Source organism: Runella sp. R0.1_18 (assembly GCF_057652155.1).
This window is the reverse complement of sequence record NZ_JBYFCK010000019.1, coordinates 63326-88665: the sequence shown is the minus strand read 5'-3', so window position 1 is coordinate 88665 and position 25340 is coordinate 63326. Positions and strand designations below refer to the sequence as shown.

Sequence of the window (25340 nt, the reverse complement as noted above, 5' to 3'; positions counted from 1 at the left end):
CTAATTCTGCTTAGTTACTTAGAAAGAAAGAGTAGCCCCGCAAGTAAAGGTACGAGCGGCAGGATAAGCGTAATTATCGATACCGTATTGCACATTGCTCGTAAAATCAGAGTTTACTTCTGGGTCAAAACCACGATAAGAAGTAAACGTCCATAAGTTTTGGCCACTTATGTAAACGCGTGCTCGTTTAACAAACTTTGTCCGAAGAGGGAGTTGATAGCCTAACGATACATTTTTGACGCGGAGAAATGAACCATCTTCAATATAGAATGAGTCTGTTCCAGTGTTTCGCCACTGCCGAATCGACGGCAATGTATTCGAGGGCTTATCAGCCCGCCAAGCACCCTCAATGACAGTTCGGAGTAAATTATCACTCGGGTCTGACTGTTCCATTGATTTCCGTGTGACATTCAAGATTTTGTTTCCCTGTGTACCTTGCAGAAAAATAGAAAAATCAAAAGATTGATAAGATAGAGTATTAGTCAGGCCAAAAATGAATTTGGGAAGTCCAGTCCCCAAAATCTGGCGGTCGGTGGCTTCATTAAAGATACCATCTCCATTTAAGTCCTTATAACGAATAGCGCCAGGCAAATCTCCCGAACGAGCCAACGTGCCTGCTGCTTTGATTTCTTCGGCTGTTTGCCAAATACCATCAAAGACGTTTCCGTAAAATGAGCCAACAGACTCTCCAACTTTCACGATGGAATTGCCCGTAAAAAACTGGTCAGCATTGTTGAGGCTGATCACCTTATTACGATTAAATGAGATATTTCCGTTGGTTTTCCATTGAAATTTGCCGTCTATATTGACCGAATTGACGCTCAACTCCACGCCTTTATTCTCCAAACTACCCACGTTTCTAGTAACACTCGTAAAACCAGTGGTGGCGGGTAGTTCAACGCCTAGTAACAAATCGGTGGTCGTTTTGATATAATAATCAGCAGTCAATTGAAGACGATTGTTGAATAATCCCAAATCAAAACCAGCATCAAGTTGGGCGGTTTTTTCCCAGCGCAAATCTGGGTTGGCGATGCGTGAAGCCTGAATCATCAACACTTCTTGGTCACCAAATACCGTGCGTGAAGTGCCATACTGTGAAAGTGAATTGTAAAGACCAATGCCGTCGTTGCCCGTAATACCATAGCTCAAACGCAATTTTAGCTCACTTACCCAACGGTTATTTTTTAGAAAGTTCTCATCCGAAACCCGCCAAGCAAAAGCTCCTGATGGAAAAAATCCGTACTTATTATTAGCTCCAAAACGCGACGAACCATCTACCCGACCTGTTAGGGTCAGTAAATAGCGATCTTTGAAACGATAATTGACCCGTCCTAAATAGGAGTTCAAGCCCCATTCTTGCACAGAGCCCGTTGATGGAAGCGGTTTGTTGGCTAAACCAATATTATTTGCACCAAGGGTATAATTAGGAAAATCTTGCGCTTCGGAGTAGGTGCGTTCTTCACGATTACTCTGAAAAGTTACCCCTGCTACGGCATCAAACGTGTGCTCTTTAAATGACTTTGTATAAGACAAGATGTTTTCATTCAGTAAATTAATGTTGTTAGAGGTACCATTACTTCCATAGCCATTCACGGTATTAGCGATGAGGGTCTGAGGCGTATAGAAGATGTCGCGACGAGAATTGAGAATATCCGTCCCTACACTGATGCGTGCAGTCAAACCCTCCGCGAGCGTAATATCCCCAAAAATACTTCCTAGGACACGGTCACTGGTGAGAAGATTGGTGCTAGTCCTAGCCACCGCTACAGGATTGGCAACTGAGCTAAATCCCGAACCTGGTCCTATATTTAGAAGCTGGTAATTGCCCGTTGCATCATAAATAGGACTGGCAGGGGAAATTCGCAGTGCCAAGCCTAGCAAGCTACTACTTCCCACTTCGTTGACACTGTTGTTATAACTGCGCGTTATGGTAAAATTGGTCCCTATTTTCAGTCGTTTACTGACTCTGGCGTCCAGACTGATACGAGAGGTATAACGCTTGAAATTGGAAGTAATCACGATGCCGTCTTGGTTAAAATAGTTGCCACTAACGATATACCGCAACTTATCTGTCCCACCCGAAACTGACAACTGGTAATTCTGCATTGGCGCTCCCTGAAAAATTTCTTTTTGCCAATTAGTACCTACTCCGTACTCTGATGGTTTTTTGGGGTATGCACCCGTGGGATTTCCGTAGCGTTCGGCAAAATTTAGGTTTCTTAATTGCTCGTTTTTGGAGGCTGTATGCTCCTCAGCGGTAGCCATATCAAGCATCTTGGTGACTTTTTGATAGCCATAATAAACGTCGAAATCAACCGTCGCTTGCCCTTCTTTTCCACGCTTGGTAGTAACCAATACCACTCCATTGGCACCACGAGAACCATAAATGGCTGTAGCAGAGGCATCTTTTAAAATTTCGATAGATTCGATATCGTTCGGATTGATTGTCGATAGTGGGTTAGCGTATAGTGTCGAATTGCCTGCGCCTGTTGCGGGTGCAGGATTAGTAACTGGAAAACCGTCAATTACATATAATGGGTCATTACTAGCTGAAATAGAATTACCACCTCTAATCCGAATCGTAATTCCTCCACCTGGGGCGTTGGAAGAATTGGTTACTTGCACTCCTGATACTCGCCCTTGCAGGGCTTGATTAAATGAACTCACGGGTTGAGCTTTCAATTCAGTTGCTCCGATGGAACTTACAGCTCCCGTCAAATCTCGTTTTTTTACAGCACCATATCCAACTACTACTACTTCACTAAGGGCTTTGGTATCAGGTTTTAATGACACATCTAAGGTAGTTTGGGTGCCGATTGGAAACTCTTGGGTAAGATAACCCACGAAGGAAAAGACCAAAATCTCATTATTGTCGGACAGTACTATGCGGTATTTGCCAACGGCATCGGTGGTAGTTCCTTGTTGGGTTCCTTTTACCAAAATATTTACTCCAGGCAAGCCTTCTCCTTTTTCATCGGTGACAATTCCCGTAATTGTTTGGTTTAGTTGAAGTTGAGAAGCGATAGGAGTGGGCTTGGGTTCGACCTCTTCGGGGACGTTTCCCAAACCACGACGGGTCAAAACAATTTTATTGGATTTAAGCACTTGGTAGTTGATTTGACGCGGGGATAGAATTTGCTGCAAAACGGACTCCAAGGTCTCGTGGTTAATGTCGAGGCTCAATTTTTCGTTATTCGTCAGAACGCCCTTTTGGTAAGAAAAAACAACGTTGGCTTTTTGCTCAATGGTTTTGAGTACCGTCTTAAGCTCGGTATTTTTTAAATGGAGCGTAATTTTTTCTTGCAGTCGTTCTTGGCCAAACGTGTTCTCCGCAAAACTGAGGGTAGTCAGCAGACAAACAAACAGCAAGGGGGTGAGGGTGATTTTCATAAGGTAGAAAATCTCTTTTCTGGTAAAGAAATTTGACATAAATTTGATTGTTTTTGTTGTGAAACGACAAGACGTGAATACGCGAAGCTTCCTACACTTTCGCAGATTCAGTAAGGGAAAGATGTTAGCGCATCTTTCCTCTTTTTTTGATTGTTATACGTTGCTACATATTGGTTAGGTTTAAAAGGTTACTTGTCATGCCGAGGAACGCGGCATCTAAATAGCCGAAATAGATGCCTCCTGTCGTCGGCATGACAAATTTACTTGCATCCTTTGGATTCAATAATAATCTGAGCATCAATCTCTTTGTAAGCCGCACCGATGGTTTGGCAAATCACTTCAAGCTGGTCGTACAGCGAATCATCGCTGATGGTGGTGGTGAGGATACAGTCGGAAAGTGTGTCTTCGTTGTAGCGGATTTCAACGCCAAATAATTTCTCTAATTCTTCAAATACGTTGGCCACTTTTACTTCGTCAAATTGCCTTTTAATCAATGGTTTTTGCGCTACAATCGGCATAGGTGTTTCTACCAAACTTCGGTTTAGAAGCTCGTTACTTCGGTTAAAAACTGCTTGTTGGTTGGGCAGTAGAAGCAATCCTTTGGTTTCGGGGTCGGCGATGTCAATTCGGTTTTGTTTAAAAACGGATACCCTTCCTGTCTTCACTTTTACGGTTACTTGTTTGCCGTTTTCTAAAGCCAAAATGCGAAAACTTGTTCCTAGTACTTTGGTAATTAGCTCGTTGGCGTACACGTAAAATGGTTTTGCAGGGTTTTCGGCAACTTCAAAGAATGCGTCTCCGCTGAGGACTACTTCGCGTTGTTTGGGGTCAAAATGAACAGGAAAACTCAAACGGCTTCCGTGTTCTAAATGGACCAATGTGCCATCTTCGAGGTGGACTATTTTGGTAGAGGTGCCGTTGTTGACTACCTCTTGTCGGGGGCTTTTTTCTTCAATAACTGCGACCAAATCTTGATAATTGACTTGGTGTGCAGGGCGTCTGATGGCCCAAAGCCACGCGACTCCCGCCAAAATTACTAGACTCGCCGCCCACCTAAATGCCCTGGCGTGCCAAAAGCGCGATAAGGGCTTCATTTCTTTGTTGACAGTTGTTTCCTCTGAAATGATTGTAGTGATATTGGTCCAAATGGCTTTTCGGTCAAGGGGTGGGGTATTTTGTTCTTCAGTTTTCTTGACGGTCAAAATCAGTTGTTTGGCTTGGGCTATTTCACTGGCTTTGGCGGGATGTTGTTGGAGAAATTGTTGCCAAAAATGATCATCATCTTGAAACAATACCCATCGTACAAACGAGTCATTGTGCAAAAAATCGTTGTATTGAAATTGGTTATAGTTCATGTTGCTGAAAACAAAAAGTGATTAATGAATAAGGTGGGATAGTTGTAAAAAAAACAGTATGAGCGGCTGTATTCTTTTGATAGTGAGGCGCAATACGCTGTAGGCTTTAAAAAGTAGATTACTGACAGATTGCTTACTGAGCCCCATGAGCTGGGTCATTTGGTCGAGGCTCATGCCGTGGTAGAAACGTAAGTTGATGGCTTCCTGCTGGCGCTGGCTTAATTGCGCAATCGCTTTGGCTACGGCCTGCGTTTGGGTGGTGTGTGTTTCTTGTTCGATGGATTGCTGCTCGGAAGAAAATGAGACCAAAAAATCTAAAAAATCGTTGATGTCTTCTGAAGTTTCAAGCAAATCGTTTCGAGTGTTTCTGATGACTTGATGACGTAAGGCGCGAAACAGGTAAAATTTTACACTTTCGACGTCGGCAAGGTGCTCACGGCGTCGCCATACATCCACAAAGACGTCTTGAATAGCGTCTTCAAGTTGTTGTTTGTCAGTGCTCAACCGATGTCCATAGCTGGCCAACACCTCAAAATAGCGGTTGTACAACTGTTCAAACGCTTGCACATCGCCTTTTTTGAACGCAATCCAGAGGGTTGTTTCGTCGGTATGGTTGGGGTAGTTTTTCTTCATGTTTTGCAAACGCTTGGTTGTCTGCTTGGTATATTGATATTTATTCTCAAACGAGTGATAAATGTCTCACAAGTACAGGTACAAGGTTCGCTAAAAAATACCCTTCGTTGAGGAATTTTTTTTTGGGGGGGGGAAGATAAAGCGAGAAATTTCTCGGGAGCTTGCTTTAGGGAGGTAAGAGGTGGAGATGTTTAATGAGTTATTTTCTAAGCCAAGCTTTTAGAGGTTAATGTATTGGATTAAAAAGTTTTATACCTTCTATCTTTTCAAAATCGACAATATTATTGGTATTGAGTTCAGCGTTGTAATGCAGCGCAGTGGCAGCTATTAGCGCGTCACCAAGTGAGTATTTGCGCTGTTGCTTTAACGAAACCGCAATGTTTATTACGTATTGGTCAATGGGTAGTTGAGGCACAACTTCAAAAACACTCTCAAAAAAACGTCGTTCTTCTTCAGTTAATTTGTGATAGCCCAATGTTTCGGCTTTTGAAATAACGGATACATGGACATCTTCTGAAAGCAGCAAAGGCCGTAAGTACGCAAATTCATCTTTAGCTGCGTAAATAATGATGTTAGAATCAATTAATCTCATTCTGCTCTAAAAGGAAGTTTTCTGCCTTGACGAGCCTGTTTTACATGTTTTTGCATCTTAGCTACATCTAATGTATTCGCTCCGTGCATGATGATTTCTTTTGCACGTTCACGTTTTTTAGTTTCATTAGCCTCTACCTCAAAAGGTACTTGTAAACGATTGAGAAGCTCAACGAGCCATTGAGCTTCGGCTTCGTTGGGTAGGTTGATGGTTATCTGGGTCATCGCTTTCTTTTTTACCCAAATATAAAGATTTTACTAATAACTCGCCACGCTGGCACGAAAGCCAAAGGTAGAAATGGCGGGGTTTTGTCCTTACTGTTTTAGGCCAAAACCAAAAAACATCCAACCATGAAATGTAGAAGTAACCTGCTTTTTTCTCTTTTATTTTTTCTATCCCTGAACCTTTTCGCCCAAAAACCTTGGCAAAAAATTGTGACGGTGGAGGATGTTTGTGAAAGTTATCCCAAAGAAATGCAACGGCTTTTGGGGCAGCTCAATTTGGAAACCAAAGGTTTGGAACAAACCCGTGAAGCATATCAAAAAGGGGACTTGGTAAATGCCTGCAAAGCCTTGTTGGCGTATTATAAAAATAATGGAAAAGTAGCTTTCCTACGCAAAACTCAGCCTGTTAAAGGCACAAAAACAGTTGCCAGCGCCGACACGATTTTGAAGGATGTATTTGTGGTGCAAAATGTAAAAGGGAAAGTGGCGTACGGCGCTGATGGTCACCGCGATTGGTACTACAAAGGCCCCAACAACGACCGTGAATGGGCCTGGCTTTCTAATCGTCATAGTCAGGTGTTGGAGGTGTTTGAGGCGTATTTTGACACAGGAAACCCGAAATATGCCCAGTATATTGATGGTTTTTTGCGCGATTTCATCATTAAAAGTTGGCCTTATCCTGCTGCCAAAGGAAGTGAATCCATCTGGAGAGGACTGGAGGTGGCGGCTCGGGCAAAGGCATGGTCGAAGGTTTTTTATGGCTTTATCAACAGCGAATATCTATCGCCAGCTACTCAATTACTGATGTTGAGTAGTTTGCCTGACCACGCTCACTACAATCGGTATTTTCACGGAGGAAACAATTGGCTTACGATGGAGATTTCGGCTTTGGCAACGGTGGCTACCAATTTTTCTGAGTTTAAATCGTCAAACGAATGGCTTGATTACTCCATTGCGACAATGGCCGAGAGCATGAAAGGACAGGTCTATCCTGATGGTATTCAGACCGAACTAACCTCGCATTATCACAATGTTGCCTTGGATAATTTTGTGCTTTTCAAAGAGATTTGTGACCGTGCTAATAAGCCTTTACCCGCTTTTTTCAACCAAACCATAGAAAATATGTATAGCTACATTGCCCACGCCATACGCCCTGATGGTTTTCGGATTTTAAACAACGACGGCGACCGAGGAAGTGACCGAGCAATCGTATTGGAAGCAGCCCAAAAATTCAATAAAAGCGATTGGGCGTATATTGCGTCCAATGGAAAAACGGGTTTGAAACCAACGGATGGGCCTTCCTATTTTTTCCCTTGGGCGGGGCAACTTGTTTCGAGGAGTAGCTATGACGCTCAGGCGCATTGGTCTTTTTTTGACATAGGACCTTGGGGAAGTGGACACCAACACAACGACAAACTTCACCTTTCAATATCGGCCTACGGCCGCGATTTGTTAGTGGACTCGGGGCGGTTTGCCTATACGGGAGAAACGGCGGACAAGTTTCGTCCCTACGCCAAAGGCAGCGAAGGCCATAATCTTTTGTTGATAGACGGTCACGGCCAAAAGCCAGGCCCGACACACGCCAAAAGCCCACTGGGGGATTCGTATTTTAAGCTACACAAAGACTTTGATTATGCTTCCAATTCCATGAATGATTTTATTGATTTGGAAGGCAAGGCCGAACACAGAAGGGCGCTTTTTTACGTAAGAGGAGCGTTTTGGGTGGTGGTTGATCAAATCAAAACCGATAAGCCTAGGCAAATTGAGGCGCTTTGGCATTGGCACCCGACCTGCCTAGTGGTCAAAGATAACGCAGTCGTAAAAACTCAAAATCAGTCTGGCAACTTAGCCATCGTTCCAGTTAGTTCACAGAAGTTTGACATAACGTTCATCAAAGGGCAGGAAAAACCGACGATTCAGGGATGGTACAGTCGGGAGTATAATTTGTACGAGCCCAATACCATGAGCAAATACAGTACGACTATCCAAGGCAATGATACGTTGGTTTGGTTACTACTTCCTTCTGAAAAAGAAACGCCCACGGTGAAAGCTAAGATTTTAACCCAAAACGAAACTGAAATGAGCCTTGAAGTGAAAATGAAGGGAAAAACATGGCAGCTAACCATTCCCTACGCGGATAGCCGTGGTGCAAGTGTCAAATGAGAAAAATGACAAATTAATCTGGATATAAAAGATATTTTGCCCGAATCGCCTTGAATTTTTGCAATTCAGGCTCCCAACTTTTCCTGATGTCGGCTTCTGACATCCCCGCGATGATTTGCTTTCTAAGTTGATCTGTCCCTATACGTAAATCAAAGGGAGATACACCGTTGGCTCTTTCCTGCTGGAAGAAAATAGCCTTGTCAGGATAGGCATTGTATAGTTCAATGACCCACGCTAAATTAATCTGACGACTTTTGCGTAAAGGGCTTATGTCATAGCCACGAAGGTCGATTCCATAACAAACAGAATCTTTTTGATTGGGGCGTTCGCTCATTCCAGGAATGCTTACTGGTTTGTACGAAAAAGAATATTTGCCTTTCAATGCAGGCGCTCCCAAAATGGTGAAGGGCATGTAAGTCCCTCGGCCTTCGTTGATTACTGTCCCTTCAAACATACATAAACTCGGAAAAAGTACCACCGCTTGTTGTGTATTTAAGTTTGGAGAGGGATTGATAGGTAGGTCATAAGGGGTAGTATGATCGTAATTGGCAACTTTTATCACCTTAATTTTGCATGGTTCTTTGAGGTAGCCTTCACCGTTGAGGTAGTGGGCAAATTCCCCGATGGTCATGCCATGGGTCATAGGCGTATAATGTATCCCAATGGCTGATTTATATTTATCTTCCGTCATTACGGGACCATCCACGACGTAGGCGTTTGGGTTTGGCCTGTCAAGAATCAGCAGTTCTTTGTTGTTTTCTGCACAAGCTTCCATCACATACTCAAGCGTATTGATGTTGGTATAATAGCGGCAGCCTACATCCTGAATGTCAAACACCATCAAGTCGATATCTGCCAACTGTTCTTTGGTTGGTTTCTGATTTTTACCGTATAAAGAGATAATTGGCAGACCCGTTTTTGCATCTTTTTCGTCGCTTACGACCGCTCCATTGCTGGCATTGCCTCTAAAACCGTGCTCAGGTCCAAACACTTTTACAATCTTAATTCCGAGACTCAATAAACTGTCCACACTACTTTTTTTGCCAATAATAGAACTCTGATTGGCAACCAGAGCGATTCGTTTTCCTTTTAAATAAGGTACATATTTTTCAGTCTGGTCGGCACCCGTAATAACTCCCCGCTTGTTGGATTGTGCAATACCTGTACAATTGGAGAGAGTCAGAAGGCTAAAAAAAAGGAAGGAGGCGAATCTCATTATTTTAGAGGGACTTTATTGTTAGTTTTTGTAGGATACGGGGCTAAGTTAGTAAATTTTGGTTAGTGAATGATATATATACGTTGAGTTGCAGGTTAAGTAGCTAAACCTATAAGGTTTTTGAAGCCTTATAGGTCTGAAGGTGAGTTATTTATACGTCAACCAAGCCGTAGCTTCGCAGTTTTTGTTGGCTGAAAAACGAACCCAACGCGCTTGAAAACCAGCAGGGAAAGTGTAGTTGAAAGTTTCCCCCGCCTTCACGGTTACTTCTTTATAATTCATCCAAGGGCCATGACCAATCGGTTCTACTTCTACCGTAAAGGTGACGGCTTCGCTACTTTTGTGGGAAAGTTGGAGGCTTTTTTTGTCATAGAAACCAATTAAATACGGGTCAGAAGGAGTATTGGCACGTACTTGGCTATTTTTCCAAGGCCCACCTTGTCCTGTGGGTTTCCCCAGTTTCCAAAGGTCGTCGATGGTACCCGCCCATACTTTCGCTTTGCCGTCGGTGGAAGCAATGATGTGGTTACTGTTGGGCGTTTGGGCGTCTAAACCTGTCATCACAAATAACCCACGATAAGAGGCATAATCGTGAATCGTCAACGAGTGCGAAGCTACTGGACGAATCTTGGCAAAACCGTCGGCGTTTTCGGCAGGTAGTTCGTAAAAAGTGCCGTGTACGTTCATCAAGTCACGCTCGGTAGCTACTTCCCGACAAATCCGCAAGGAAGCATTGTGCGTTTTGGCGGTAAATGCTTCATTTCCTTTGGGTACGCGCCAGCGGCGGCCTGAGTCATCTACAATCAATACCGAAGCTTCGTCCACACTGACCACGTCTTTGGGAATGGCAAATTCTTTACGAATAAACTGCGCCGTAGCGGCATCCTCTTTACGGATGAGATTGAGCGCGCTATCGAGTTCATAATAACCGTTTTCGCTAAATTGCCCGTTCACAAAATCTCCCGCTAAAATCCCCAACTGACGGCGGTTTTTGCCCAAACCATACAAAAGCCCCGCTTTATAATTGTTGCTATTGATGCTGGCCAATCCGTCAAATGATTTGTCTTTGGCAACGGCAAAACGGCTTTCGTCTGTGTAGTTGAAGTTGACTGTGGCAGTGGTGTTTTTATTGGTTTTTACCCGAATCCATTCACCTTGTTCGGTGGCGGCAAAGGCAACTGACGCTGCTTGCCCCGCTTTTACGGTGACTGATTTGGCTGATTTCCAGCTCCCTTTGCCGTTCGTGTCTATGTCAAACGTAAACGTCACGTCTTCGTTACCCGCATTTTTCACCCACGCCATGCGCTGTTTCCAACCCGCAAATAAAAACGGATCAGAGGCCACGTTTGCTTCTATCTTGTCGTTGAGCCAAATCGCGCCTTGGGCGGTGTTAGGGCCTAATTGGTCGGGCATATTGAAGGATGTAAACCACAAATTAGAGTTCGACTGCCCTGGGCCTTCGATGTTTCCTTTGGTTTTGCGTTTGTTCAAAAACTCTTTTTGAGCTGAATCATCGCAGCCAAAAACGAGGCCATTTTGCCAACGGGTATAGTCGCCAATGACTTTCAAATAAGCCGAACGTGGACGAATACCAGCGGTGTTTTTAGACGAAAACGATTGAGGGAAACGCCAAAATAGTCCGTGCATGGTCATCAAATAATCGGGCTGTGTGGCTGTGCCAATGTCGCGGATTCGTGGCCATTCGGTATTCCAGCCGTGCGCACCGTCGTAGCTGTGGCTGGCTTTGGGAAGCCTAAAGAAAGACCATTTGCCACCATCGCGAACGCCCAAAAGTACCGAACGATGGTCCCAGCCCGTTGCCCAAATGGGGTCGGTTTCGGGGTTTTTGTTGCCATAAATTCCGCCAGGCCCTGTCACCTCCACAAACTGATTACGACGCACCACCTTCCAGTCTTTGCCATTCCATTCGGCCAGCACACCCGCTTCAATATCAAACTGCTTGAGGGCTTGCGGGCCAGGCTCACCGTTGTTGGAATACACCATCACGCCTTGTCCCGAATACAAGCCTTTTCCGTGCGCTCCAGGTAGCAAAGTGCCGTTGTGGTTGTTGGCTACATCGTTGTCTTTTTTGTTTTTGACGTTCCCATCTTGATACAAAAGTTTTGATTCCAATGTTTTAACATCCACCTCGTAAAACCCTTCCTCCATGGTGCCATAGTAAATCTTGTGAGTAGGGTCGGTCAAGTGCCGAGCATTGCCCGTATGACGGCCAGGCATTTGGGTGTAAGGAATGGTTCTAACATTTCCATTGCTGCCAATGGCGTAGGGGCCAATAAATAACTGATTGCTTTCGGCATGAACCATGCGATTGGCGGGCGTTCCACCGATGCTTTCCGAACGGATGGTTTTGTGCAAATCAGGGGTGATTTCGTAAAGCCTGTCCGAAGAGCCGAAGGGCAAGTGCGGGCCGTACGTAATCACCCAGAGCTTTCCGGCCCAAGGGACGACTGCGCCCGTGCCGCACTCTCCTTCGTTGTTATAATAAGCAAGGTGTGGATATATGCCGCTGATTTGTCGGTAGGTGGGATTGTTTTGAGCAGTTGCATTGCTATGTGCTAACACAGCTGCCAGTAGTCCTACGGATAGAGACTTAATTTTTGATTTAATCATAACTTTTAGTTTCGTCTATTCACTTTTTTCACTGCCTGGTTTTTGCATTAAACTGTGCAATTCACCCAAGTAATCAGTATAAACTCCCCTTGGGTTTGTTGACTTTTTAATACAAATAGCTGCTGCTTTACCGACTATTTCACCCATCATTCCACAGGTTCGCATCACCCTAACAGGTCCAAGTCCTGTCTTTGACACACTGATACACCTACCTGCCATGAAGAGATTTTTGATGTTTCGGCTGTAAAGCGTTCGGTAGGGAGCCCAATAAACTTCTCCGTACTGGTATTCAGCACCTCGGGTATAATCCGAAATGAATTCATTGCCCTCAAACCCATTTTGATATTCTTTTTTAGGCGTGTGGAGGTCCACATGCCAAGAACATGGGAAAGCGCTATCTTCAAATTTTCGCTGTTTTTTAAAATCCTCGGCCTCTAAAATCACATCGCCCATCAGTCTGCGTGATTCTCTCTTTCCCGCAATAAAAGCCGACCAACCTAATCGGTGCTTTGGGTACATGTTATCTATATTTTTGAGAACATCCCAAGCCCCGTACATTGCCCTGAAATTGTGGTCACGTATGAGTTCAATTTCATTGACTTGGTCTTTATTAAACCCACTTTCCCAATACCACATATTGGCAAAAGATGAAAGGTCTTCTTTGCCAAAAGTTTTTACCCCCTTTCTTCCTGGAAATGGTTTGTCAGATAAATCCAAAGCCCAAGGACAGCGAGGGAAGGGCTGTTCGTAGTCGCCAATCTCACATTTTAGGGCCAAAGCACTTTTGTCTTTGCATTCGCAGGCCAATACCTCTTCCTTGTTTGTTGTATCAAGTACATTGAAAAGATTTGAGCTACCCATTAAATTTTCGACCTTGTACTCATAATCTGCCCCTGCTTTAAAACCAACAGTTGCATCGCCAGTACAATCGGCAAATAACTTTCCTTGTAGTCTAAGTTGACGAGAAGTAAGGGTGCTTTGAATGATTAGAGACTTAATTTCGCTGGCTTCTGTTTCTACTTCAACCACTCTATGATTCAATAAAAGGGTAATATTGGGTTCTGATTGGACCACCTTTGCTTTGCGGGCATCATCGTAATAAGCAGCGGCGACACCATTTAAAACCTCCCCCGAACGCTTCGTAATGGGAGGGAGAATTTCATTGACTATATCACCTATGTGCGGAAAAAGGCTTTTATTGGTATGACCTTCTGGCCAAACGCGCACTTCTGAGCTACCGTTTCCTCCAAGTACGGGTCTGTCTTGCACAAGGGCAACTTTGATTCCATTGCGTGCCGCAGAAATAGCCGCACAAGTACCTGCTAAGCCTCCACCAGCTACAATAAGGTCAAATTTGCCACCATTTTCAGGTTTTTGGGGAAGCCCAAGCAGTCTGCGCCGAAATTGAGTCAGCGCTGCAATATCATTGGTAGGTGTAAAATCGGTGTCTTTACAAAACAAAATGGCTTCACAACGGCCTTCGAAGCCTGTCAAATCGTGAAGGGCTAGGGTAGCGCTTTTTCCCACGTTCACAATACCTCCGTCGTGCCAATGCCAAGTAGCACTTTTTGTCCCAAAGACTTCTGGAATGGCTTTTCCGTTTAGTAGCAGTTGAAATTTGCCTGGGGCACCTGGGGCATTCCAAGGAGCTACCCAATCTTTTGTGCGTACCCATACCCGATAAGAACCCGCTTTCGGAAATTGAATTTCTGTGGTGGCATCTTGTACTGGTATTCCTAAACCATGCGCTAAAAGATAAGGAGAGCCCATTTGTTCCATGGATTGTTGGTCTAATTCCCATCCACCATGGTTGGCAAATTGTTCTGCTTCAACAAAGACAAACTCCTGGGCTGTTTTTTTTGGTTTACCCTGTCCCAGCGCGGGTAGTTTACCTGCCAATAAAACAAGGCTTGTATTTCCGAGTATTCCAATAAATTGTTTTCTTTTCATCTCACAAAATGTTTAGTAAAAGAAGCAAAAGAGTATTTTTAATACCCCTCGTTTTGTTTCATGTTGGAGTTGATTTGAATTTCGGCAGTAGGAATTGGCCACAAATATTGGCGGTCGTTCCAAGTGGTAGGAACCAAGTTTTTGATGAGCCCCGTTTTTTCCATTTCGCTAAAATCAGGCGTGCCATCTTCGTCAATTTTGGGCGTACCAGGGAAAAACCACAGGTTTTTATCGACTACTTTGGCGCGTAAGTCAACGGGGTCGAGCATTCCATAAATGGGGCGGTTGAGCACTTTGCCCGCGATGCGCCAACGAACGATGTCCATGTAGCGAAGCCCTTCAAAGGCCAACTCCATGCGGCGTTCTATGCGTAACTCACGGCGCAATTCGGCTTGATTGGTGGTTGTAATAGCAGGGTAGGAGCCAGTTGCGGTCAGGGCTACTTTGTAGGCGCGAGCTCGCACAGAATTAATGGCATCCAAGACTGATTTGTCAATTTGATTTTGTTCAATTTTGGCTTCGGCATACATCAGAAGCACATCGGCATAGCGGATGATAATTTGCTCAGGTTCAATAAGTCGTCCATTGAGCAGCCAAGAATCATCCACACCTTTTTTCCACACCAATCCATTGAACGAGGCAAATTGTGCGTTGGCGCGGTTATCGTTGTTGGTCACTTTGGTATTGGTACTGATGCGGGTTACTTGCAGTGCGTTGGGGTGTGGGTCATAGATAAAACCTAGATGCGGTTGTCCAAACTCCACGATGGTAGCCGTACAACGCGGGTCGCGGTTTTTGAAGGGGTTTCGGGGGTCATAAAGGGGGGACTTGTCAATGGTTTTGCCATCGGTGCAGAGGTAGGAACAAAACAAATCCCAGCTCGGGTCAGCTGCGGCAAATCCGCCTGAGTTACGACTGATAATATCTGAGGTCGGGCCCGTGGTTACTTTCAATTCTAACGAGCGAGGAATGGAAAAAATAACCTCTCTTGAGTTTTTGGTGCTCTGCAAAAACAAATTGGCGTAGTCGGCATGTAACACGTATTGGTTCAGATCTATGCACGCTTTGGCAGCATCACTGGCTGTTTTGTAGTCTTTTTCATAAAGAGCAAAACGCGCTTTCAAAGCCAATGCTACACCTTTTGTGGCGCGCTTGAGCGCTGAAGTGGCGTAGCTTGTCGGTAAATTGGCAATGGCATAATCAAAATCTTCGTAGATTTTTGTAATGACCGTTTTTTTGTCGGTTCGCCCTTTGGTGTACGCCTCTTCGATGCTGATGACACCGTCGCTATACACTACATCGCCAAACTTGTTGACCAACTTCGCATATTGGCCTGCCCGATGTAAACGTGCTTCAGCCAAATATACATCCAATTTTACTTGGTTTACTTTGGCCTTGGTTTCGGGACTATTTAAGGCTACAATCGCTCTATTTGCACGAGCAATGGCCTTATAAGAATTACGCCACAGTGCGGTCGAGAAAGCCCACTGGCTCGTCACAGTACCAGATTTAATGGGCGTGAGGGTTTGGCGGTAAAAGCCGTCGTCAGAAAGATAATTAATACTTGTACCGTCTTCGTCCCACTGCCAAAATTCAATGCGGTAGAGGTCATTGAGCGCCAGTTGGATTTCGGTCTCGTTAGAGTACCACTTTTCAGCGGAGGGTTCAGCCAACGGATAAAGGTCAAGAGAGTTTTGGCAGGAAGCTAACAATAAGAAGCTAAGGACTGCAATGTATATGTTCTTTTTCATTGAAAGTCAAATGGTTATATTAAAAGCCGATGGTAAAGCCACCCAACACGGTTGTCACGATTCCCATTCCTTCTGGATCCCAACCTTTGGGGTATTTGTTGAGCGTAAATACGTCGGTGGCGTTGAGATACACGCGGACGTTGTTTGACAGAATCTTACGTGAAATCCGTTGTGGAATGGTATAACCCAACGTGATGTTTTTCAAACGGAAATAACCTCCATTGAATAACCAAAAATCAGACATGGCGCGGTTCAAGCCCTTGTTGGTTTCGGTAAATCTTGGGTACTTCGCTGCCAAGTTTTGCTCAGGGGTGTTATTGAGGCTCCAAGTGCTTCCGTCCATATACACGGGAAATACCCCCCAGTTTTCGGCGTTGTAGTCGGTGTAAGGCAACAGTGAAGTGTTCTGAAAGCCAATACCCTGAAATGAAACGCCCAAATCAAATCCGTTGTAGTCTAACTTGAAATTTCCGCCGTACATCCACTGAGGCTGTGAGCTACCGAGCAATACGCGGTCATACTCAGGAGAAATTTTTCCGTCAGGTACGCCGTTGGGTCCGCTGATGTCGCTGTATTTCATGTCACCAACTTTGACGTTTGCGTTGATTTTGGGAGAATTATTAACGTCTTCTTGGGTTTGGTAAATGCCTTCCGAACGGTAGCCGTACCACTCATCAAACTGACTTCCCAATTTTCGGATGCGGTCGCCGATAAACTCAGTTCCGCCCAAATCTCCCATGACAGATTTAAACTGTGATAGGTTGAAAGAGGCCGAATAACGTAGCTTGCCGATGTTGTCGTTCCAACCCAAATCCAAATCAATACCCTTCGTAGTCATGGTTCCTGTATTTTGGTTTGGGTTTTCAAACCCTACAAAAATCGGAATCTGCAAGGCCAACAACATATCTTTGGTTTGTTTGTAATAAACGTCGGTTGTGAAACGCAACCGATTTTTAAAGAAATAAGCATCCAAACCCAAGTCGGTTGAGGAGGTCTTTTCCCACGATATATCCTTGATTGCATATTGCACTTGCGCGGCAGTTTGCTGAGCCACAGCTACGTTGTTTTGGTAGAACAAAGCATTGCTAAAATTCATAATACCGACCGACGGATAGTTCCCGATGCGCTCGTTGCCCAGGTTGCCCCAAGAGGCACGTAGTTTCATGAATGATACCACGTTTTGTCTTTTGAAGAAATCTTCTTCGCTTACTACCCAGCCTGCCGATACTGAAGGGAACGTACCCCAGCGGTAGTTGGCATTAAAGCGCGACGACCCATCGCGGCGAATGTTGGCCTGAATCAGGTATTTATCCTTGAAACTATAGGTCAAGCGTCCGAAATAAGAGCGATAAGCCGTTTCAAAGGCTGACCCAAAGTTGTCTCTAAAAGCAGCAGGGCCTTGGTTGAGATAAGGATAGGTGTCAAACAAATATTGGTCACGCGAAGCCCCCATCGACTCGCCTTTGAAGTAGTAGTTTTCGTAACCTGCCAACGCCGTAAAGTCATGATTACCAATGGTTTTTAGGTAGTTGCCCAAAAACTGAGTTGTCACACTAAAATTAGTCGTGCGGTTTTCGTCCAAGCGCGTAGTGAGGCCACCTCCAATCAACGATACGATAAACTGATTGGGGTCGTTGGCGGCATACACATCTACTTGTCGATTGAAGCGCTTTTGGATGTTGAAATCAAAAATAGGGGCAATGATTCCTGATAGTTTCAAGCCTTCAATGGGCTTTAAATCAAGGGCTAAACGTCCTCCAATTTGATTATAATTGAGGCGATCAGTGCCTCCATATTTAATTTTAGCGTAAACATTTTCACCCGCTTTTCCGTCAGCAATCCGACCGTCGGCCCAAAGAGCAGGATAAATAGGTGATGAAATCAGGATACGTTGTAACGGAGTATTTGAAGGAGTGCTGTTTCTAGAATCACCGCCAATCAGACTCATATCTACCTGACTATTACCTGCTGTAGGAGACAATGAGTTGGTTCTCTTAAAGTTAAAATCGACGGTACCACCAATGAGTTTATTGATGGTGAAATCGTTGTTTGAACGAACAAAAATCCGATTGTAGTTTTTGTTGTCGTAAAAACCGCCCACTTTCTCAAAGCGAACCGACGCGTTTGATTTTACAAATTTTGAACCACCCACCACGCTAATGCTGTGTGCTTCTCTTGGCGCAATTTTGTTGAGGGTCAACGCCATCCAATCAGTGTCAGGATATTTGTCAGGGTCTGACAGGTGTTTCTTGTTATAATCTGTCAACAAATCTTGGCTGAACGTTGGGAATCGGTTGGCGCCGTTACCCGCGTCGTTCCAGCGGAGTTCGTTGACAAGCTCCATGTAGCGCTGCGCCCGCATATAGTCAGGTAGCTGCGTAGGCGTGTCAATACCGTTTTCGTAGCTATACTGAATCGAGGCTTGGTCGGTTTTAGCCCTTTTGGTAGTTATCAAAATCACCCCAGCTGCCGCGCGTGACCCGTAAATAGAGGCCGATGCCGCATCTTTCAATACCGTCAGGTTTTCAATGTCGTTGGGGTTTACTTGATTGACATCACTTACTGGAACGCCATCGACAATCACCAGTGGATCAGAACTGCCAATCGTCGTAATCCCCCGAATCCGAATCGTGGCGCCGCCCATCGCGCCATTGGTACCACTACGCGTCACCATCACGCCTGACATCGCCCCTTGCAACGCTTGCGCTACTTGGGTTTCTTTGCGCTCCTTAAACATTTCAGCGTTGACGGTGGACACGGCGCCCGTGAGGTCTTTTTTCTTTTGAACGCCATAACCTACCACCACCACTTCTTCCAGCGATTTGGTATCGGGCTTGAGCGAAATATTCAAAGCAGTTTGATTGGCGACATTGATTTCTTGACTCAAATAACCGACAAATGAGAAAACGAGGATGATGTTATCGTCGGGAATCGAAAGGCGGTAATTGCCATTGGCATCGGTATTGGTACCACGCTGCGTGCCTTTTACCAAAATACTTACCCCAGGTAGCCCTACACCTTTTTCGTCCGAAACTGTACCCGTGATATTTCTATCGACATTACGGAATAATTCAAGGCTTGAGGCTTCGCCGTTTGGGAGTACTTCTTTCTCGTTTTTTACTTTTTTTAGCAAAATCCGATTTTCAATCACTTCGTACGTTACCTCGATGGGCTTCAGAATTTGGTCTAACACTGTTGAAAGACGGCGGTTGTTGAGACTCACAGAAAGCCGTTGGGTTGACTTGATTTTGGTACTGTACACAAACTTGACGTTTGCTTGCTTTTCAATGTCGCTCAAAATTCTACTTAACTCAAGCTGCTCCCCCGCGACGGTAATGGTGCGGTTGAGCACCTCTTGGGCACGTGTATCGTGTGCGATTGCCATACCACTGCACAACACGATTAGCAACAATTGTGATAAGGTAATTTTCATGAGATTCCACCAGATTTTGGGAATTGGTAACGGTTTTTGCATACATTTACTTGTTTTTTGATTGAACAAATTGGGAAACTAGGCCCTCCCACAGATTGGCGTTTGTAGAGGGTTTTTACTCTTGGCCGAAAATGTTCGCTGCATTTTCGGCCGCTTTTTTTACTTAGCAACCGTCTCCATAAATGAAGACCACCGTGCCACGTTTTTCATAAGTGGCATCTATGGATTTACAGATAAGTTCGAGTTGGGTAAACATCGAAAGCCCGTTGAGATCGGCAGTGATGTGGCAATCCTTGGCGTTGGGATTGGCAATCACAAACTCTAACCCGTACCTCAAAGAGAGGGAGTGGAGGACGTCCTCCAACGAGGTTTCTTTAAACACCAAAGGAAGATTCACTACCTCTGGCGTCACAACTGGAATGGGGTTGTCAACAATACCTGGGACGATGTTTTTGGAGGTGACGTCGTAAAGTACCTTTTGATTTGGGGTTAAAATAACGCCATTTTTCTCCGCTTTTTGGTTGGGCTTTTCGGTATAAACCGACACTTTGCCCGTCGTTACCGATACTTCGATGGTGTTTGATTTTTCGTGGTGACTTACCCAAAAGCTTGTTCCCAATACCTCGGTCGTAAGCTCTCCCGCGTGTACCACAAAGGGTTTGGTAACGTTGCGTTTTACTTTAAAGAAGGCTTGCCCTTTCAGATAAACGGTGCGTTTGGTTTGGTTGAAAGTTTTGTCATACACGATGCTGCTGTTTTGTTTTAGCCGCACAATCGTGCCGTCTTCGAGGCGCACTTCTTGTTCGTGCGATGTCGTGTTTTTTACTTCAATACCCTTATTTTCGGCTTGTGTCGTAATGGCTTGTAAAGCGGTGTTTGAGTTTGTCGGTTCGTTGGCATTCCACCAAATAAAGCCCATCACCAAACAAGCCGCCGCCACCGAAACCCACGTCCAAGGCATTTGTAAGAGGCGAGCGCTAGGGCGGATATGCCCGTGGATGCGTTGCCAAAGGCGTTTTTCAAGCGTATTGCGCTGATTTTCTGCTAGGTTAGTGGGGTAGGAGGAAGGCTGTTGCCGAAGCCATTGCTCCAAAAATCGCTCCTCTTCTTCGGTGGTTTTCCCTTCTAGGTAGCGCTTTGATAGCTCGTTAAATTCCTGCTGAGTCATCTTTATTGGGGTGTGTTTATAGCCTAGTTGTAGGATTGATACGATTTTAGGTTTTCTTTCAAAAACTTGAGCGATTTGGTGATGTGGTACTCGACCGCTTTTTCACTCAAGTTGAGGCCATGGGCGATTTCTTTCACCGATTGATTCTCAAAACGGCTTCTCTTGAAAACCTCCGCACTTTTTTCAGGCAAAAGATTGAGCACTTTGTCCACCGCTTCGGCTAATTCTACGTAATTGACGATTTCGTCGGTGGTATAATTTTGATGGATTTCCTGAAAAATGAGGTACTCTTGGTATTTGCGGTAGTTTACTTGCGACTTGATGTAGTCATAAACCTGATTTTTGATGGCAATGGTCAGGTACAAATCCAAATGGCGAATGACGACCTCAGAGCGACGATTCCAAATGGTTAAAAATACCTCTTGTACCAACTCCTCTGCTTCTTCCCGAACCCCCGTTTGGTGGTAGGCAATGCCGTAGAGTTTGTACCAATACCGACGGTAGATTTCTTCAAAAGCAGGAATTTTACCTTCTCTGAGAAACTCCACCAATCGCTCGTCATCCCATTGCTTCATTGTCATTATTGTGTGATTTACCAGTACAGTAGAGGAAAGGGTATAAATCCCTAAATAATTTTAAAAAATAATTGAATTATCTTGTTTTGAGGCTGTGTGGCCATACAATAAAAAAGGAGGCTACGCACTGTAACCTCCTTTGGAATAGCTATTTGGCCGATTTTATTGATAAACGCGCACAAAATCCACTTCCATCGAAGCAGGGAAAACGCTTTCATCAACCCCTTTGGCGCCACCCCAATTGCCTCCAACGGCTAAGTTGAGCAACAAATAGTGGGGTTTGTCAAAAGGCCATTCGTTGACCGTTTTGTGTTCGTTGGGAATGCTCAAGTAAACAACGCCATCCAACAAGAAATCCATCTTCTCGGGCGTCCAGTCCACGGCATACACGTGAAACTCGGAATAAGGATTTTTGATAAAAATTTTCTTCGATTTCTGCGTTCCTTTGACGTGGTTGTAGGCTTGGGTGTGAATTGTCCCGACGAGCGTGTCGGGATCGTAACCAACGTGTTCCATGATGTCGATTTCTCCGCATTTGGGCCAGCCGACTTCTTTGATGTCTTTTCCAAGCATCCAAATGGCAGGCCAAGTTCCACGGCCTTTGGGGAGTTTTGCCCGAATTTCAATCCTGCCGTACGTCCATTCGCCTTTGTCGCGCGTCACCAAACGAGCAGAGGTGAATTTGCGATTTTCCATTGCCTGTGGACGGGCAGTAATGGTCAAAACACCTTTCCGAACGACGGCGTTGTTGGTGTCTTCCTTCGTATAATATTGCAGTTCGTTATTTCCCCAGCCATTTCCTCCGATGTCGTAGCCCCATTTTTTTGAATCAGGCAAGCCCGTATAGTTAAACTCGTCACCTCCTACCAATTTGCGTTTGGTTTTGGCAAAATAGGCATCACGTTGGAGTCCTTTTTCGGGCTCATCGGTTGTAAGAAAATCAATGTTTCTGCCCAAAAAATAATCCATGAGCAAGGTATCGTTGACCGTCCAAGCATTGGTGACAATTCCCTCTTTTTTGGCTTCATCCAGCCATTGTTCATCCCGTTGAAAAACACTGAAATGATAATCTGCGCCACCAATGTTGTCGGCTTTTAGTTGGGCCGCAGAAATATTTCCGTTGAGGTATTGTAGCTTCGCGTCTTTGTCGAGTTCGCGCACTTTTTTCAAAATGTCATAATCAAAACTGATATAGACAATCCACTTTTGGGCTTTCATTTTGCGCACCATTTTTACTACTTTTTCGGCCAGAAGCACCGCCCGTTCTTTGCCCGCGGGCGAGGGTTTGATTTCGGTAACGAGCATGGTCTTTTTCTGCTTTTTACCTTCTTTCAAGTATTCCTCCAGCGTAGGAAGCAGTTCGCCGTTTTTAAGGGGTTTTTTACGCAGTTCGGCAAAATCGGTTTGTTCGATGTCCATCCCTTCATAATGCGCGTCGTGGTTGATGACCAATACTTCATCTTTGGTCATTCGCACGTCAAATTCAGAACCTACGCATCCCAAGCGAACGGCTGCTTGTAAGGAAGCGATGGAGTTTTGAGGAACCCCCGTTTTTTTCCAAGCGCCACGGTGTGCCACGATTTTGTTGTTGTGAAAAGATTGCGCATTACTTAATTGAGTGCTTAAAAATAGGATTGCGAAAAGGAAAATCAAATGGATTTTTGGAGTCATGATGAAAACAGGGATAGGCTACTAGGTTGACTACTGTACTTTTATTACTTTCAAAATCGTTTGTTTATCTTTAAAATGAACACGTAGAAAATAGACGCCATTGGATAACTGACTGACGTTAAATTCTTCGTGGTGGATACTCGTTTCGGGAACAAAAACCCGTTTAAAAACCTGACGACCTGAGGCGTCTAGTAAAATAGTTTGCACATCTTGCCCCTTGCTCTCTCGTATTTTTAGGCGAATGGTGTTGGTAACGGGGTTGGGCATCACTTCGGCGAAAGCCCCATTATCTGTCATTCGTTGTCCATTGTCCAAAACAATTGCTTTTTGCCGCAAGGCACCTGCTCCAACGCCGTCTTTAGATTGAATTCGGAACCAATATTCTTGATAGGCCAAAACAGTTCCTTGTGGTTGCCGCGTCGAAGGGTAATTGCTGCCCCAACCTTTCTGATTCCAATAGCGGATGGACAACTTAAACAAACCTTTGGACAAACCTGCATCGTGAATATTTACCCCTTTGTCATCCAGTTGATAAAAGCCGTAGGCGGGGTGGTTTTGGGCATAAAGTTCGGTAAAACCGTCGCGATTGGCAAACATAAAATAAGGGGCATTGTTTTCGTGGGTATTGTACGAACGCACAGTGCCTGTTTCTGAAACGGCCAGCAAGTCAAAGGTAAGCGAGCCGTCGGTGCCAAGCGCACAAGTTTCTACGAAGGCTGTCCAAAAACGAGGTGCGGTTTTGTTAGGGTTTTCGCTGTAATAAATGGTCGGATTTGTTTCGGTACTTAGTGGCAAAATGGGGCCTGCGTCAGGAGCAATGTACTGAGAAGTCCAAGCTGCCAAGTCGTTGGTTTTGGTGGCCGATTTTGATTGCCCAACGTTGATAAGGCTAATATTGATTGGCGTAACCCTCACGAGGGCACTGCCGTTTAAGCTGGCTGAGGGTAGGGTTGCGCCACTGGCATCTGTCACCGATACCAAGGTATAAGTCGTCGTCAGGGCAGGAGTTACACTTATTTTCTGTCCGCTACTGTAATTGTTGACAGTAAAAGTGTTCCTTCCATTGCTATATACAAGGTTATAGGGAGCGGTGCCGCCCGTGATAGCCGCCCTAATATCGGTACTTGCACCTGCACAAATGGTGGCTTCGCCGCTGAGGACGGCATTGGTGAGCGGCATTGATGAACAGCCAGCGATGGGTTGAAAACCAACGCCAGTATTTTGGTCAGAACCACTACTCAGCACTTGGTTGAGGCTGATGGTACCGTTGCCTGCATTTTCAAAACCATTTCTGATGGTGGAGGGTGTCGTGGAGCCATGCCAGTTACAGTTTAGGGTGACAGTACCTTGGGTTCGGTGGATGAGCGCTTTGTGGGCGAAGCCAAAACTTAAATCATTTTGTTCAACGATGATTCCAACGGGTGTGGCATTGATTTTTCCAAACTCCCCAAAACGAATGCCATTTTGCGGCCCAGCAATCCAATTGTTTTTTAGGATAACCCCCGACAACGTGGCAGGGAGGGTGTGGTACAACGGCGCATCGTCTCGGGCTTTGATGGCAATGGCCGAAGCACTTTGTGGGTCTAAGGCCGCACCGTTTGCCCCCGAATTAGTAATATCTGAGTTTTGGAGGGTAATGTTGGCGTAAGTACCGTATTTTAAGTTTATATCAATGCCGTTGTTGAACTCATAGTTGGGGTCAGTGCCGTTGTTGTCCATTGTCAAATTAGACAGTAAGGCGTTGCTCAATTTTTCAAAATACAACCCCTTCTGAAAATTATTGCTAATGGTACTGTTTTGAATGGTGATTTGGTCAAAGGCAACGGGCGTGGTTGACTGGGTGACCAACATTCCTTGGGTATTGCCCGAGATTAGGCAATTGTCAATCAGCATTCCGCTGACTGCGTTGGTGGTAAGTACTTGAATCCCGACGGTACTTGCTTTTGCGCTGGTGCGTTGAATACTTGTTTTTGAAATGGTGACATTGGTTGTGAGGCCACTGAAATTGATTCCTTTTTGACAATAATCTACCAAAGCCATGTCTTGGAGTGTCGGACGGGCAACTCCGCTTATTTGTACTGCTACCTCGTACTGGGTAAGGTACAATTGTTGAAGGGTGACGTTGGAAGCCGTAATGGTAAATCCGACACCTTGGCAGGCTGAGGTGGGCGTTAAAATAGTATTAGTGGCAGGGGAGTCGCCTTTTCCTGCTCCTTTGATGGTCAATTCTTTCGTCACCATGACGTTTTCTTGGTAAGTTCCTGCTGCGACGTTAATTACGTCGCCAGTTGACGCGGCATTGATTGCGGCTTGTATCGTACGTTTGGGCGATCCCGCCGATCCCGCATTTGAATCGTTGCCTGCGGTGGAAACATACCAGTCAGTTGACCAGCATACATTGGTAGTTATCAAAATGGTAACTAAACTAAGGAAGAAAGAGGCTGTTTTTTTCATGAAATTTGGAATAGAAAAGGTGTATGGGGGTAGGAGGCTAACAATGATGTAAAAATACGCAGGTGCATCAGAATTGCCTAGTTTTTTATTTTTTTTAAGCAGAAGATTTTTATTATCTCTCTGTGTCATCCTAA

At 44.9% G+C, this 25340-nt stretch carries 15 protein-coding genes; 1 reads left to right on the top strand and 14 read right to left on the bottom strand.

What is annotated here, in order from left to right:
* Positions 1-18: 18 nt before the first annotated feature.
* The 5 genes from AC23P2_RS25055 to AC23P2_RS25035 form a co-directional block, all read right to left on the bottom strand.
* Complete coding sequence (locus tag AC23P2_RS25055) at positions 19-3390, bottom strand: SusC/RagA family TonB-linked outer membrane protein (protein ID WP_487775728.1); 3372 nt, start codon at positions 3388-3390, stop codon at positions 19-21.
* Between the two features lie 260 nt (positions 3391-3650).
* Positions 3651-4745, bottom strand: coding sequence for a FecR family protein (locus AC23P2_RS25050; RefSeq protein WP_487775727.1), 1095 nt, complete (start codon positions 4743-4745; stop codon positions 3651-3653).
* Between the two features lie 21 nt (positions 4746-4766).
* On the bottom strand, positions 4767-5378 hold the full coding sequence (locus AC23P2_RS25045; protein WP_487775726.1) for an RNA polymerase sigma factor: 612 nt from the start codon (positions 5376-5378) through the stop codon (positions 4767-4769).
* A 226-nt stretch (positions 5379-5604) separates the two neighbouring features.
* Positions 5605-5970 (bottom strand): type II toxin-antitoxin system VapC family toxin, encoded by a 366-nt coding sequence (locus AC23P2_RS25040; protein ID WP_487775725.1) that lies wholly within the window; start codon positions 5968-5970, stop codon positions 5605-5607.
* On the bottom strand, positions 5967-6194 hold the full coding sequence (locus AC23P2_RS25035) for a hypothetical protein (protein WP_487775724.1): 228 nt from the start codon (positions 6192-6194) through the stop codon (positions 5967-5969). Before AC23P2_RS25035 ends, AC23P2_RS25040 begins: the two co-directional genes overlap by 4 nt.
* Positions 6195-6320: 126 nt before the next feature.
* Between AC23P2_RS25035 and AC23P2_RS25030 the strand changes: the two genes are divergently transcribed.
* Positions 6321-8357: an alginate lyase family protein gene (locus AC23P2_RS25030; protein ID WP_487775723.1), complete on the top strand. Its 2037-nt coding sequence runs from the start codon at positions 6321-6323 to the stop codon at positions 8355-8357.
* Positions 8358-8370: 13 nt separating this feature from the next.
* On the opposite strand, the gene AC23P2_RS25025 is transcribed toward AC23P2_RS25030, so the two are convergent.
* The 9 genes from AC23P2_RS25025 to AC23P2_RS24985 all read right to left on the bottom strand — a co-directional run bounded on the left by AC23P2_RS25025 (position 8371) and on the right by AC23P2_RS24985 (position 25206).
* A complete protein-coding gene (locus AC23P2_RS25025) occupies positions 8371-9573 on the bottom strand; it encodes an exo-beta-N-acetylmuramidase NamZ family protein (protein ID WP_487775722.1) in 1203 nt (400 codons plus the stop codon).
* A 147-nt stretch (positions 9574-9720) separates the two neighbouring features.
* Positions 9721-12204, bottom strand: coding sequence for a hypothetical protein (locus AC23P2_RS25020; RefSeq protein WP_487775721.1), 2484 nt, complete (start codon positions 12202-12204; stop codon positions 9721-9723).
* Between the two features lie 15 nt (positions 12205-12219).
* Complete coding sequence (locus AC23P2_RS25015; RefSeq protein WP_487775720.1) at positions 12220-14154, bottom strand: FAD-dependent oxidoreductase; 1935 nt, start codon at positions 14152-14154, stop codon at positions 12220-12222.
* A 38-nt stretch (positions 14155-14192) separates the two neighbouring features.
* Entirely contained in the window at positions 14193-15905 is a 1713-nt protein-coding gene (locus AC23P2_RS25010) for a RagB/SusD family nutrient uptake outer membrane protein (protein WP_487775719.1), read from the bottom strand.
* Positions 15906-15924: 19 nt separating this feature from the next.
* Positions 15925-19338 (bottom strand): SusC/RagA family TonB-linked outer membrane protein, encoded by a 3414-nt coding sequence (locus tag AC23P2_RS25005; RefSeq protein ID WP_487775718.1) that lies wholly within the window; start codon positions 19336-19338, stop codon positions 15925-15927.
* 163 nt (positions 19339-19501) lie between these two features.
* Positions 19502-20506: a FecR family protein gene (locus AC23P2_RS25000; RefSeq protein ID WP_487775717.1), complete on the bottom strand. Its 1005-nt coding sequence runs from the start codon at positions 20504-20506 to the stop codon at positions 19502-19504.
* Between the two features lie 23 nt (positions 20507-20529).
* A complete protein-coding gene (locus tag AC23P2_RS24995; protein WP_487775716.1) occupies positions 20530-21081 on the bottom strand; it encodes an RNA polymerase sigma factor in 552 nt (183 codons plus the stop codon).
* Positions 21082-21243: 162 nt separating this feature from the next.
* The gene (locus AC23P2_RS24990; protein ID WP_487775715.1) at positions 21244-22659 is read right to left on the bottom strand and encodes a family 16 glycosylhydrolase; all 1416 of its coding nucleotides are present in this window, start codon (positions 22657-22659) and stop codon (positions 21244-21246) included.
* A 123-nt stretch (positions 22660-22782) separates the two neighbouring features.
* Positions 22783-25206, bottom strand: a complete 2424-nt coding sequence (locus AC23P2_RS24985) for a T9SS type A sorting domain-containing protein (RefSeq protein WP_487775714.1) — start codon at positions 25204-25206, stop codon at positions 22783-22785.
* Positions 25207-25340 lie beyond the last annotated feature (134 nt).

Excerpts from the sequence above, each read along its gene's own strand:
- AC23P2_RS25015 (WP_487775720.1), bottom strand. The coding sequence starts at position 14,154 with ATGAAAAGAAAACAATTTATTGGAATACTCGGAAATACAAGCCTTGTT.
- AC23P2_RS25035 (WP_487775724.1), bottom strand. The coding sequence starts at position 6,194 with ATGACCCAGATAACCATCAACCTACCCAACGAAGCCGAAGCTCAATGG.
- AC23P2_RS24985 (WP_487775714.1), bottom strand. The coding sequence starts at position 25,206 with ATGAAAAAAACAGCCTCTTTCTTCCTTAGTTTAGTTACCATTTTGATA.
- AC23P2_RS25005 (WP_487775718.1), bottom strand. The coding sequence starts at position 19,338 with ATGAAAATTACCTTATCACAATTGTTGCTAATCGTGTTGTGCAGTGGT.
- AC23P2_RS25045 (WP_487775726.1), bottom strand. The coding sequence starts at position 5,378 with ATGAAGAAAAACTACCCCAACCATACCGACGAAACAACCCTCTGGATT.
- AC23P2_RS25040 (WP_487775725.1), bottom strand. The coding sequence starts at position 5,970 with ATGAGATTAATTGATTCTAACATCATTATTTACGCAGCTAAAGATGAA.
- AC23P2_RS25010 (WP_487775719.1), bottom strand. The coding sequence starts at position 15,905 with ATGAAAAAGAACATATACATTGCAGTCCTTAGCTTCTTATTGTTAGCT.
- AC23P2_RS25025 (WP_487775722.1), bottom strand. The coding sequence starts at position 9,573 with ATGAGATTCGCCTCCTTCCTTTTTTTTAGCCTTCTGACTCTCTCCAAT.
- AC23P2_RS25050 (WP_487775727.1), bottom strand. The coding sequence starts at position 4,745 with ATGAACTATAACCAATTTCAATACAACGATTTTTTGCACAATGACTCG.
- AC23P2_RS25000 (WP_487775717.1), bottom strand. The coding sequence starts at position 20,506 with ATGACTCAGCAGGAATTTAACGAGCTATCAAAGCGCTACCTAGAAGGG.
- AC23P2_RS25055 (WP_487775728.1), bottom strand. The coding sequence starts at position 3,390 with ATGAAAATCACCCTCACCCCCTTGCTGTTTGTTTGTCTGCTGACTACC.
- AC23P2_RS24995 (WP_487775716.1), bottom strand. The coding sequence starts at position 21,081 with ATGAAGCAATGGGATGACGAGCGATTGGTGGAGTTTCTCAGAGAAGGT.
- AC23P2_RS25020 (WP_487775721.1), bottom strand. The coding sequence starts at position 12,204 with ATGATTAAATCAAAAATTAAGTCTCTATCCGTAGGACTACTGGCAGCT.
- AC23P2_RS25030 (WP_487775723.1), top strand. The coding sequence starts at position 6,321 with ATGAAATGTAGAAGTAACCTGCTTTTTTCTCTTTTATTTTTTCTATCC.